The sequence below is a fragment of the Thermodesulfobacteriota bacterium genome, from assembly GCA_040756475.1.
Taxonomy (GTDB): domain Bacteria; phylum Desulfobacterota; class Deferrisomatia; order Deferrisomatales; family JACRMM01; genus JBFLZB01.
The window spans coordinates 1-10,991 of the sequence record JBFLZB010000154.1; the positions used below are offsets into that span (position 1 = coordinate 1).

Genomic DNA, 10,991 nt, shown 5'->3' on the forward strand with positions numbered 1-10,991 from the left:
GAACGCGCGGCCCCGCGTCCGCCGATCCCACCGCTGCCTTGACGCCAGCGGGGCCCGGAGGTACCCGTGGCAAGGACACGCGGCAACCGACCCTGCCCGCAGAGGTGGCGAGATGAGCACGAGACGACCCCAGGCCGCCGGCTTCTACCGGTCGGAGTGCACCCCGGAGCGCATCCAGGCCTACGTGGAGGGCTTCGTGCCCCCCTCCGAGCCCGCCCGGCCGGTGGCGGGGGTGGTCCCCCACGCCGGGTGGCAGTACTCGGGCGCCTTGGCGGCCAAGGTCTTTCGGACGTTGCAGGAAAGGGGCAACCCCCGAGCCTTCGTCCTCCTGGGGGCGGTGCACCGGTGGGGCGTGGACCGAAACGCGGTCTACGCGTCCGGCCCGTGGGAGACCCCTCTCGGGCCCGTGGAGGTAGACGAGCCCCTGGCCCGGGAGCTCCTGCGCAGGCTGCCGGGCGACTTGGCGGAAGACCCCGAGGCCCACCAGGGAGAGCACTCCCTGGAGGTCCAGGTGCCCTTCATCCGCCACTTCTTCCCCGGAGCAAGGATCGTCCCCATCGCGGTGCCCCCCGGCCCCGGGACGGTCGCCCTCGGCGAGGGCCTCGGGCGCGCCCTCGCCGGCCGAAACGACGTGGTGTTCATCGGGAGCACCGATCTCACCCACTATGGGGCGCCCTACGGTTTTGCCCCTGCCGGCGCGGGCCCCGCCGCCCAGGAGTGGATGCGTGAGAACGACCGGCGCATGCTCGAGCTGGTCACCGGCCTGAAGCCCGAGGCGATCGCCGCCGAGGCCCGCACCCACCACAACGCCTGCGGCTACGGCGCCCTGGCCGCCGCGGTCGCCGCCGCCCGAACCCGGGGCGCCCCCCGGGGCGTTCTCCTGGAATACACCACCAGCCACGACGTGGCCGGCGAACGCCGCTTCGAGATGGCGGTGGGGTACGCGGGAGTGGTGTTCTAGCCGAGCGGGACGGGCCAAACCGCCTGCCCTACGCCCCCCGCCCCGCCAGCCGCGCCAGGCGTTCCTGCAAGCGGGCCATGTGGGTGCCTTCCCAGTAGGTGCGGTCGCAGCGGTCGCAGGAGAGGAAGCGCTCCTGGGCGTGGGCGACGTGGTCCGGGAGGGCGGCTCGGGCTGCTTCCCGCGACACGGCGCGGAGGATGCCGTTGCAGGCCAGACAGCGGGTGAAGGGGGCGGGGGCGGGCCGGTCTGCGATGGCGCGCAGCACCTCCCGGGTCTGCTCCTGGGGCGCCGGTGCCTCCACGGCCACGTGGGGCAGGGGGCCGGCCCGGCGGGCGAGCTCCCGGTCCCGGGTGACGAGGACTCGTCCCTCCCGCTGGCACCGCCCGAGCAGGGCGGCGTCCGGGGCGCTGCCGGCGTACTCGGCGTCGTAGCCCAGGAGGCGCAGGTCCCGGGCTACGCTTCCGAGCATGGCGTCCACCAGGAAGCGCGGCGCGGCCTCGTTCACGAGGGCCTCCTACCGGGGTAAGGTGAAACCACCCCTCTCACGCAATCCGCACACGGACGGGTTTCTTTGCTGTGTGAAAGTAGAGTGGAGGTGTTCCCGCCTCCCGTTGCGCCGTTGCGTGAGAGAGCTCTCTTGGAAAACCCCTATCACGCAACGCCGCAACGGCGCAACGAAGAGCGTCTTGGGCGAAAACCAGGCACGAAATGTCCTCACGCTTCCGAGCCCGGCAGCGTGAAGGGGAAAATCGGGCGCGGCGGTTGAACCGCCGGGGCCGGCTTGGGTAAGATACCGTTCTTCCAGTGTATCCCGAACCCCTGCCCGAGCTGAGCGCGATGGCGGTACTCGAGATCCTCCAGTTTCCCCACCCGGTGCTGCGCGAGCGCGCGCAGGAGATCCGGCGGATCGACGAGGAGGTCCACCGGCTGGCCCGGTCCATGATCGAGACCATGCACCGGGCGCCGGGCATCGGGCTGGCCGCCAACCAGGTGGGGGTGCCCTCGCGCCTCATCGTGGTGGATCTGTCGGCGGGGGAGAAGCCCGGCGAAGCCCTGGTGCTCGTCAACCCCGAGATTCTGTGCAAGGAGGGGTCGCTGCAGCTGGAGGAGGGGTGCCTCTCGGTGCCGGAACTGAGGGAGAACGTGACCCGATGCCAGAGGGTGGTGGTCCGGGGGCTCGACCTGGAGGGGCGGCGGGTGGAGATCGAGGGGGAGGATCTCCTGGCGGTGGCGCTCCAGCACGAGATCGACCACCTGGACGGCGTGCTCTTCCTCGATCACCTGAGCCAGCTCAAGCGAAGCCGTTACGTGGCCCGCCAGAGAAAGGCGGCGGCCGTGGCCCGCCCGGCCCCCTGATCCCGTGGCGCCGAGCGGCCCCCTGATCTTTCTCGGGACGTCCTCGTTTGCCGTGCCCAGCCTCGAGGCCCTGGCGGCGGCCGGCGAGGACGTGCGCCTGGTCGTCACCCAGCCCGACCGCCCCCGGGGGCGGGGGCAGCACACCGAAGCGACCCCGGTAAGGGCCGCCGCCGAGCGCCTGGGACTTCCCCTCTTCCAACCGGCCCGGGTCAACGACCACGAGGCCGTGGCGGAGCTCGCCCGCCTGGCGCCGGAGGTCCTCGTGGTGGTGGCCTACGGCCAGCTGCTGCGGGCAGCGCTGCTGGCGTTGCCCCGCCGGGGCGCCGTGAATCTGCACCCGAGCCTGCTCCCGCGCCACCGGGGGCCGTCGCCGGTGGCCTGGACGATCCTCTCGGGGGACGCCGAGGCGGGCAACTCCACCATGCTCTTGGACGAAGGCATGGACACGGGGCCCGTGCTCCTGCAAGAGTCCGTGCCCGTCGGGCCCGAGGCGACCCGGGGCGAGCTGGAGGAGGTTCTGGCCCGCACGGGAGGCGGCCTCCTCGTCCGCACCCTTCGCGGGCTGCGGGACGGCACGGTCTACCCGGTGCCCCAGGACGAGGCCCGAGCCACCGCAAGCCGCCTGCTCACCCGGGAGCTTCGGATCCTCTCCTGGGAACGCCCCGCCGAAGAGGTCCGCCGGGTGGTCCACGCCCTCTCGCCCCAGCCCGGGGCCCTGGCGGCGGTGGGGGGCAGGCTGGTCAAGGTGCTCCGGGTGCGGGAGGCGGCGGCCGCGGGCCCCCCGGGCCGGGTGCTCGAGCTGCGGCGCGAAGGGCCGGTGGTCGCGTGCGGCGGGGGCGCCGTGGTCTGGCTGGAGGTGCAGCCCGAGGGGAAGCGGGCCATGAGCGGCGCAGACTTTGCGCGGGGCGGCGGCGTGGCCGCCGGGCAGCACCTGGAGGCGCCGCCCCATGGATAGGAGGGAGGAAGCGCGAGGGGCCGGCGGGGGCAAGCGCCTCTTCCTGGGGCTTCTCCTGGTCACGGGGCTCCTCCTGGGGGGGATCGGCCTGGCCACCTGGCTCGTGCCCCAGGTCTGGGCGGGTGGAGAGTCGTGGCTGGCGGCCCTGCTGGGCGCGGCCTTCGGCGCCGGGGCCCTGCTCGTGGGCGCGGGGATCGGCATCCTCGTCTTTGCGACGCTGTTCGAGCGCGACCTGCCCGGAACCCGGCGTCTGCGCGGCCTCCTCATCCGGGGGTTCTTTCCGCCGCTCGTGGCGGTGGCGCGCCTGTTCGGCATCCCCAAGGAGAAGGTGGAGCGCTCCTTCGTGGCGGTGAACAACCAGCTCGTGCTGCGCTCGGGGCGCCGCTCCCGCCCGGAGCGGATGCTCATCCTCCTGCCCCACTGCCTCCAGGTCGACGCCTGCGAGATCCGCATCACGGGCGACATCGCCAACTGCCAGGAGTGCGGCCGGTGCCCCATCGCCGGTCTGGTGGACCTGGGGCGGCGCTACGGCGTGCACCTGAGCGTGGCCACCGGCGGCACCATCGCCCGGCGGATCATCGTGGAGCAGCGCCCCGAGATCATCATCGCCGTGGCCTGCGAGCGCGACCTCACGAGCGGCATCCAGGACGCCCACCCGCTGCCGGTCTACGGCATCTTGAACGACCGCCCGGAGGGTCCCTGTTTCAACACCCGGGTAGACCTGGGCGAGGTGGAGCGGGCCCTGGCCCGGTTCGTCTCCCGGCCCCTGCCGGGGAGGGAGAAAGACTCTGACACCGCCGCCGGCGGTTGAATCGATTCGCAGGCCCGCGTGGCCCTGCCCGGGAGCCCCCATGGACATGAACGACGTGCTCCAGCTGATGGACGAGGAGCTCAAGAAGGTCGAGCTGCAGTTCCAGGAGAACCTCCGGTCCGACGTGAGCCTCATCCCCACGGTGGGGCGCTACGTGCTGCGCAGCGGCGGCAAGCGGGTGCGCCCCCTGCTGGTGCTCCTGACGGCTCGGCTGTGCGGCTACCGGGGGGAGCGGGCCGTGCCCCTGGCTTCGATCGTGGAGTTCATCCACACGGCGACGCTTCTCCACGACGACGTGGTGGACAACGCGGACCTGCGCCGGGGGAAGGAGTCGGCCAACGCCGTGTGGGGCAACGAGGCCAGCGTTCTGGTGGGGGACTTTCTCTTCAGCAGGTCTTTCTCGCTCATGGTGGCCGACGGCGACTTGCGGGTCCTGCGGGCCATGAGCGACGCCACCACCCGCATGGCCGAGGGGGAGGTGCTCGAGCTCCTGAAGACCTCGGACCTGGAAACCCTGGAGCAGGAGTACCTGGAGGTCGTGATCAACAAGACCGCGGTGCTCCTGGCCGCCGCCTGCGAGATCGGCGGGCTCCTGGGGGGGGTCGGGGAGGACCGCCTCGGGGCCCTGCGGGACTACGGCATGGAGCTGGGGGTGGCCTTCCAGCTCCTGGACGATTGCCTCGACTACGTGGGGGACCAGGAAGCCTTCGGCAAGGAAGTGGGCATCGATCTGGCGGAGGGCAAGATTACCCTGCCCCTCATTCACGCCCTGCGGCAGTGCACCCCCGAGGAGCGCGCCCTGGTGCAGGCGGCGCTCGACAGGGACGAGCTTTCGCCGGAGGATCTGCGCGGCGTGAGCCGGCTGATCGAGTCGTACGCAGGGATCGACTTCACCCGGGCCCAGGCGCGGGAGCGGATCGCCCGGGCCAAAGCCCTCCTGGCCTGCTTCCCCCCCTGTGTGGAGCGGGAGGCGCTGGAGGCGGTGGCGGACTACGTGGTGACCCGGGACCGGTGAGAAATCTACAGGGCTGGCGGCTGACCGCTGACCGCTAGAACAGCTCCCGCTGGCTGCCCCGGGCTCCCGGGACCTGGCGGTCTTTGGGCGCAGCGTTCTGGCGCTGTTCCTCCTCCCCGGGGCCGGGGCCCGCAGGTTTCGGTTCCGGCTCGTCCAGCCGCAGCAGGGCGGCCTCCACGTCGGCCATGCCCTGCCCCCCGTGAACCCCGGCGCCGTCGGCAGGGCCGAAGTTCGGCGTGCGCAGGAGCGAGCGGTTCATCCCCCGCCAGAACGAGGACCACGAGCCCGCGCTCACATTTTCGCGATCGAGCCACTGGGCGGCCCCCGCGATCTTCGCGTCCAGGTTGTCCAGGTAGTGCAGGGCCAGGGCCTCCAGGGTCTGGGGCTGGACCGGCGCGCCCCACTCCTTCTCCCCGTGGTGGCTCAGGATGAGGTGCTCGAGCTGGAGCAGCAGGGCCGGGGGAAAGCCCGGGAGGCGGGCCGCGGCGTCGCGCACCATGTGGGTTCCCGCCACGATGTGGCCCAGCAGCGCCCCCTCCTCGGTGTAGTCGAACCCGGGGCGGCGCGAGAGTTCGCGCACCTTGCCGATATCGTGGAAGAAGGCGCCGGTCAGGAGCAGGTCCAGGTTGAGGCGGTCCCGGTAGAGCGCCCCCAGGGCGCGGGCAAGCCGCAGCACGCCCACCGTGTGCTCCAGGAGCCCTCCCAGGTAGGCGTGGTGGAAACCCTTGGCCGCCGGGGCGTCCTGGAAGACCGCACGAAACTTCGGGTCGTCCAGGAAGCTGCCGAGCAGGCGGCGCAGTTCGGGGTGGGTGACCTGCGCGGCCAGGGCGGAGAGCTCCTCCCAGAGAACCCTGCATGCCTCCAGGTCGAGGCCCGGCAGGAACGCCCGGCGGTCGAGCCCTTCGAGCTCCCGGTCCGACAGCCGCTCCACGGAGTCGACCCGCAGCTGGGGCGCCTCGTTGCGCACCTGGACCCGGGCGGACACCGCCACCAGGTCGCCGGCCTCGAAGCGGCCGGCGAACACATCGGCGTCCTCCCAGACGAACCCCTCGATCTCTCCGGTGCGGTCGGACAGGGTAAGACGCAGATAGGGCTTGTCGCGGGCCGAGGTAAGGAGGCTCTTCTTGGTGACGGCAAAGACGTCCTCGAAGGCTCGGCCTTCCGGGGTGCCCTCCTTGAGGGACTGGACGGAGCGGGTCTTCCGAATGGCCATGGGGGTTCTCCGGGCCGCGGGCGGCAGGGGCGAAGGAAAGCGCCGGACCGAAAACGAACCGAGGAGGGCCGAAGCCCTCCTCGTAGAGACCTGCTCGAACGGCTCCGAGTCTACTTCTTGGCGGGAACGGCGGCTGCGCCCGCCTTGGAGAAGGCCCCGGTGTCGGCCTTGTCCGCGTGGCACAGGGCGCAGAACTTTCCGATCTCCGAGCCCTTGGACACGCCGCCCTGGAGGTACTTGTGGTTGGGGTTCGACGGGTGGGGATCGTGGCAGCTCGCGCACCCGAGGGTCCCGTCCTTGCGCAGCATCTCCGCCGGCACCTTGACCTTGTTGGGCTTCATGCCCACCGGATGGGTGCTGGAGAGGTGGATGGGCATGATGCCCTGCTCTTCGCTGTGGCAGCCCAGGCAAAGGGCCTGGTCGCCTGCGGCCCCGGCTCCGGTGGAGGGGTTCTGCTGCTTGGTGTTGGGGGCAACGGCCAGGATGGCCTTGCCCTTGGCGGCGTGGATCGAGTGGCACTCGACGCAGTTGGGGTCGTGGGGCCCGTAGGCGAAGGCCGGAGCGGCGATCCCCAGGGCGAGTGCGGCGACGGCGAGCCTTTTCATGGTGTTCCTCCTCTTCGGTTGCCCCGGAATGGGAAAGGACGGCAAGGCGGCAAATCCTGCCGCGCAACAAGCACTTCTCCCCCCCCGGTGGCCGGCGCAACGCTACCCGAAGGTCCTCCGCAGTGTCAAGCGTCTCCGCGCCGCTCCCGGGCTCGCGGCGCAGAGTCCCGGCCCTGCACCAGGAGCTCGTAGGCCTCCTTGGCCGGCAGGCCGCAGCGGCGACCCAGCTCCCGCGCCGCCTCGCGGGGAGGCAGGCCCGAGGCGCGGATCTCGGCGAGGGCGGCTTCCTGGTCGACGGCTCCAGCCCGCGGGCTTTGCGCCGCCCCCCGCACGCCCCAGCAGGCTTCTCCCAGCACCTTGGGGCGGGAGGCGAGGGCGTCTCGAATGGCGGAAAGCGGCCCGAAGAAGAACTCCTCGTGGGTCTTGGTCAGCTCCCGCCCCAGGGCCGCCTCCCGATCGCCCAGGGTTTCCAGGGCGTCCCCCAGGGCGGCCACGATCCGCCGGGGCGACTCGTAGAAGACCAGGGTCTCGGTGCGCCCCGCGAGGTCCGCAAAGAGCGCCCGGCGCTTCGAGGGCCGGCTCGGTGGGAAGCCATAGAAGGAGAAGGCGTCGGTGGGCAACCCGGAGACGCTCAGGAAGGCGGTCAGCGCGCAGGCGCCGGGCACCGGCACCACGGGCATCCCCCGGAGCCGTGCCAGGCGGACCACATCGTACCCCGGGTCGGAGATTCCCGGGGTTCCCGCCTCGCACACCAGGGCGACCCGCTGCCCCCGGGCGAGGCGGTCCACCAGCGCCCGGGCGCGCTGCTCCTCGTTCCAGTCGTGGTAGGAGACGAACGTTGCCCGCACCCCGTGGGGAGAGAGCTGCCGGCGGGCCGTGCGCGTGTCCTCCGCAGCGATCAGGTCGACCGCGCGCAGGACGTCGATGGCGCGCGCGGTGATGTCGGCGGGATTCCCAAGGGGCAGGGCGACCACGGCGAGGGTGCCCGGGGCGAGGGCAAGAGGGGTAGACATGTGCGGGGACTCTACGCAAGGGGCACTGCCGTGTAAAGTGCGTGGCCAGCCCTGGAACCACCGTCTGGGCGGAGAGCGGGTTCGGGGAACCCCTACGCTGCGCCGTGCGATCCGCGACAATTGGAAGAGGTAGGCCCGGCGGACCCGGTGCGCCCAGCGTCATCCCTTGCATGAGCGTGGGCCGGGTCGGTCGATGCGGCGCACGGCTCCGCTACGGGGCTCCCCGAACCTGCCCCGAAAAGAGGTGGTGGATTTGGGCAGCCGGATTGCGGTCCGGGCGGCGCCCGCCGGGGGCCGCGGGGAAGGCGGTTGCGGCTCCGTACGGGCTTGGGTAGAGTGCGCCGGGCTTTGGGGTGTGCATAGGGGCCGCTTCCCGGCGGCCGGGGGAGGTGGAGGTGCTTTCGTCGGCCATCTCGGGTGCGGTCTTCGGCGTGGATGCCTACCGGGTGGACGTGGAGGTGGACGTGGCTCGGGCCCTGCCCTCGTTCACCGTGGTCGGCCTGCCCGACAACGCGGTGAAGGAGAGCAAGGATCGGGTCCGTTCCGCCATCCGCAACTCGGGGTATGCGTTCCCGCCCCAGCGCATCACCGTGAACCTGGCCCCCGCCGACGTGAAGAAGGAGGGGGCCGCCTTCGATCTCCCCATGGCCCTGGTCATCCTGGCCACCGACGCCGATCTGGGCCTCCGGGGGCTGGATCGGCTCCTCTTCCTGGGCGAGCTCTCCCTGGACGGGCGGCTTCGGCCGGTGCGGGGCGTCCTGCCCATTGCCCTGGAAGCCCGCCGCCTGGGGCTCGAGGCGATCTGCGTACCCCGCGAGAACGCGGCCGAGGCGGCCGTGGTCAAGGGGCTCACCGTGCACGCGGTGGGAACCCTGGCCGAAGTGGTGGAGGGCCTCCGGGGGGGATCGCTCCCCTCCTTCCACGCCGACTTCTCGGACCTCTTCGGGCAGCGCGCCGAGTACGACGTGGACTTCGGGGAGGTCCACGGGCAGGGCCACGTGAAGCGCGCGCTGGAGGTGGCTGCCGCAGGAGGGCACAACGCCTTTCTCGTCGGTCCGCCGGGAGCGGGCAAGACCATGCTTGCCCGACGCCTTCCCACGATCCTGCCCGAGATGACCTGGGAAGAGGCCCTGGAGACGAGCCGGATCTACAGCGTGATGGGCGTGCAGGACGGCACCGGCCCCCTGGTGGTGCGGCGCCCCTTTCGCGCGCCCCACCACACCATCTCCGACGCGGGCCTCATCGGCGGGGGGACCATCCCGCGGTGCGGCGAGATCAGCCTGGCCCACAACGGCGTGCTCTTTCTCGACGAGCTCCCGGAGTTCAAGAAGCACGTGCTGGAGGTTCTGCGCCAGCCCCTGGAGGACGGGGAGGTCACCATCGCCCGGGCGTCGACGAGCGTCACCTTTCCCGCCCGGTTCATGCTGGTGGCCGCCATGAATCCTTGTCCGTGCGGCTACTTTGGAGACCCCCAACACGAGTGCACGTGCAGCCCCTCCGGCATCCGAAAGTACCGGGCCCGTGTGTCGGGCCCGCTCCTGGACCGGTTCGACCTCCACGTGGAGGCCCCTGCGGTGCGCTATCGGGAGATGGCGGGAGGGGGAGGGGACGAGACCTCGGCAGCCGTGCGGGAGAGGGTCGGCCGCGCCAGGGCCCTCCAGGCCGAGCGGTACGCCGGACGCCGGTTCCACTGCAACGCCCACCTCTCCCCCGCCGCGGTGCGTCGGTTCTGCTCTCCGGCGGCCGATGCACGCCAACTCCTCGAACACGCCATGGACCGCCTCGGGCTCTCCGCCCGGGCCTACACCCGAGCCCTCAAGGTGGCGCGGACCATCGCGGACCTGGAGGGGACCGGCGAGGTGGCGCGCCTCCACGTGCTCGAGGCGTTGCAGTTTCGCCGCGCCGGCTCTGTGCTGCGAGGGGAGTGATCGCCCGTTGCTTCCCCCGGGAGCCGGTGAGCCACCGGCTTGGGTGCCGGAAGGCGATGCTGCTACAATGCCGGGCGCAGGGGTAGCCGGGAGGACCGGGTAACCGCAGCCGCGGTTACCCGGTACGAGGGGCCACCCGTGGGAGCCGAGCCCCCCTTTACCCAAGGCCCGCGAACGGCACCGGTACCGCACGCGCGTCCGCTCCGAGAAAGAGGTTGCGATGAACAAGCTGGCCGCCCTGACCCTGATCCTTCTCGTCGGTACCGCGCCCGCGTGGGCCGCGCCGGTCCAGCCCGGCGATTACCGGCAAGCCAGCCAGGCCGAGCTGGTGGGCAAGGCCGACACGTACGTGAACCAGAAGGTCCAGGTGACGGGGACGTTTCTCTTCACCGGGAGCGATTTCTGCTACCAGATCCGCCGAACCAAGATCAACACCCGCGACTACTTCTGCTTCGCCCTGGGCACGCCGAGCCTCGTGCGGCTGTACTTGAGGAAGGACCACGAGCAGGCCGACGAGCTCCTCAACGTGAAGAAGGGGGCCCAGGTGACGGCCTACGGCACCTTCGACTCCCTGGGGGCGGACTACAGTTACGTGGTGGTGGACGCCATCGAGGTGAGGCCCGCGCAGTGAGCCCGCCGGAGCTGACCCACTTCGATGCGAGCGGCGCCGCCCGCATGGTGGACGTGGGGAGCAAACCACCCACGCAGCGCCGAGCCGTGGCCGCCGGCAGCGTGTGGGTGGGGGCGGAAACCTTCGGGCGCCTCTCCGGCGGCACGGTGGAGAAGGGCGACGTGCTCCAGGTGGCGCGGCTGGCCGGCATCATGGCCGCCAAGCGCACGGCCGAGCTCATCCCCCTGTGCCATCCCCTCCCCCTCTCCTCGGTCTCCCTGGACTTCACGCTGGATCCGGGCAGCCACCGGGTCGACATCCGGTGCGAGGCTCGGGTGTCGGGCCGCACGGGGGTAGAGATGGAAGCCCTCACCGGGGTCGCCGTGGCGGCCCTCACGGTCTACGACATGTGCAAGGCCGTGGACAAGGGCATGGTCATCGGCGACGTGCGCCTGCTGCGCAAGGAGGGCGGAAAGAGCGGGACGTACGAACGGGGGGGGGGGGCATAGGGCCTGGGGCAGAGG

At 71.6% G+C, this 10,991-nt stretch carries 12 protein-coding genes; 8 read left to right on the top strand and 4 right to left on the bottom strand.

All coding sequences use genetic code 11. The annotated features are described in order from the left end of the window. The first annotated feature begins 112 nt into the window (after positions 1–112). Positions 113–961: an AmmeMemoRadiSam system protein B gene (amrB, locus tag AB1578_17825; protein MEW6489752.1), complete on the top strand. Its 849-nt coding sequence runs from the start codon at positions 113–115 to the stop codon at positions 959–961. A gap of 28 nt (positions 962–989) precedes the next feature. Here amrB and AB1578_17830 read toward each other — a convergent pair whose 3' ends face one another. Then, positions 990–1,466 (bottom strand): Mut7-C RNAse domain-containing protein, encoded by a 477-nt coding sequence (locus AB1578_17830; protein ID MEW6489753.1) that lies wholly within the window; start codon positions 1,464–1,466, stop codon positions 990–992. A 332-nt stretch (positions 1,467–1,798) separates the two neighbouring features. On the opposite strand from AB1578_17830, the gene def reads away from it, so the two are divergent. Genes def through AB1578_17850 form a run of 4 tightly spaced genes read left to right on the top strand, consistent with a single transcriptional unit; the run spans position 1,799 to position 5,098 of the window. After that, positions 1,799–2,317: a peptide deformylase gene (def, locus tag AB1578_17835; GenBank protein MEW6489754.1), complete on the top strand. Its 519-nt coding sequence runs from the start codon at positions 1,799–1,801 to the stop codon at positions 2,315–2,317. Between the two features lie 4 nt (positions 2,318–2,321). Then, positions 2,322–3,272 (top strand): methionyl-tRNA formyltransferase, encoded by a 951-nt coding sequence (gene fmt / locus AB1578_17840; GenBank protein ID MEW6489755.1) that lies wholly within the window; start codon positions 2,322–2,324, stop codon positions 3,270–3,272. Continuing rightward, positions 3,265–4,083: a DUF116 domain-containing protein gene (locus AB1578_17845; GenBank protein ID MEW6489756.1), complete on the top strand. Its 819-nt coding sequence runs from the start codon at positions 3,265–3,267 to the stop codon at positions 4,081–4,083. The genes fmt and AB1578_17845 overlap by 8 nt, the downstream gene beginning before the upstream one ends. Before the next feature lie 46 nt (positions 4,084–4,129). Further along, complete coding sequence (locus AB1578_17850) at positions 4,130–5,098, top strand: polyprenyl synthetase family protein (protein MEW6489757.1); 969 nt, start codon at positions 4,130–4,132, stop codon at positions 5,096–5,098. 34 nt (positions 5,099–5,132) lie between these two features. Here AB1578_17850 and AB1578_17855 read toward each other — a convergent pair whose 3' ends face one another. The 3 genes from AB1578_17855 to rsmI all read right to left on the bottom strand — a co-directional run bounded on the left by AB1578_17855 (position 5,133) and on the right by rsmI (position 7,929). After that, entirely contained in the window at positions 5,133–6,311 is a 1,179-nt protein-coding gene (locus tag AB1578_17855; protein MEW6489758.1) for an HD domain-containing protein, read from the bottom strand. 110 nt (positions 6,312–6,421) lie between these two features. Beyond that, positions 6,422–6,916, bottom strand: a complete 495-nt coding sequence (locus AB1578_17860; protein MEW6489759.1) for a cytochrome c3 family protein — start codon at positions 6,914–6,916, stop codon at positions 6,422–6,424. 125 nt (positions 6,917–7,041) lie between these two features. Further along, positions 7,042–7,929: a 16S rRNA (cytidine(1402)-2'-O)-methyltransferase gene (gene rsmI / locus AB1578_17865; GenBank protein ID MEW6489760.1), complete on the bottom strand. Its 888-nt coding sequence runs from the start codon at positions 7,927–7,929 to the stop codon at positions 7,042–7,044. Between the two features lie 395 nt (positions 7,930–8,324). On the opposite strand from rsmI, the gene AB1578_17870 reads away from it, so the two are divergent. The 3 genes from AB1578_17870 to moaC all read left to right on the top strand — a co-directional run bounded on the left by AB1578_17870 (position 8,325) and on the right by moaC (position 10,976). Next, positions 8,325–9,857 carry a YifB family Mg chelatase-like AAA ATPase gene (locus tag AB1578_17870; GenBank protein ID MEW6489761.1) on the top strand — a complete coding sequence of 511 codons (1,533 nt, stop codon included), beginning with the start codon at positions 8,325–8,327 and terminating at the stop codon, positions 9,855–9,857. A 220-nt stretch (positions 9,858–10,077) separates the two neighbouring features. After that, positions 10,078–10,488, top strand: a complete 411-nt coding sequence (locus AB1578_17875) for a hypothetical protein (protein MEW6489762.1) — start codon at positions 10,078–10,080, stop codon at positions 10,486–10,488. Next, positions 10,485–10,976 carry a cyclic pyranopterin monophosphate synthase MoaC gene (gene moaC / locus AB1578_17880; protein MEW6489763.1) on the top strand — a complete coding sequence of 164 codons (492 nt, stop codon included), beginning with the start codon at positions 10,485–10,487 and terminating at the stop codon, positions 10,974–10,976. The genes AB1578_17875 and moaC overlap by 4 nt, the downstream gene beginning before the upstream one ends. Positions 10,977–10,991 lie beyond the last annotated feature (15 nt).

Bases quoted from the DNA above. Each gene is read 5' to 3' on its own strand.
- AB1578_17875 (MEW6489762.1), top strand. From the start codon at position 10,078: ATGAACAAGCTGGCCGCCCTGACCCTGATCCTTCTCGTCGGTACCGCG.
- amrB (MEW6489752.1), top strand. From the start codon at position 113: ATGAGCACGAGACGACCCCAGGCCGCCGGCTTCTACCGGTCGGAGTGC.
- def (MEW6489754.1), top strand. From the start codon at position 1,799: ATGGCGGTACTCGAGATCCTCCAGTTTCCCCACCCGGTGCTGCGCGAG.
- rsmI (MEW6489760.1), bottom strand. From the start codon at position 7,929: ATGTCTACCCCTCTTGCCCTCGCCCCGGGCACCCTCGCCGTGGTCGCC.
- AB1578_17860 (MEW6489759.1), bottom strand. From the start codon at position 6,916: ATGAAAAGGCTCGCCGTCGCCGCACTCGCCCTGGGGATCGCCGCTCCG.
- AB1578_17845 (MEW6489756.1), top strand. From the start codon at position 3,265: ATGGATAGGAGGGAGGAAGCGCGAGGGGCCGGCGGGGGCAAGCGCCTC.
- AB1578_17855 (MEW6489758.1), bottom strand. From the start codon at position 6,311: ATGGCCATTCGGAAGACCCGCTCCGTCCAGTCCCTCAAGGAGGGCACC.
- AB1578_17850 (MEW6489757.1), top strand. From the start codon at position 4,130: ATGAACGACGTGCTCCAGCTGATGGACGAGGAGCTCAAGAAGGTCGAG.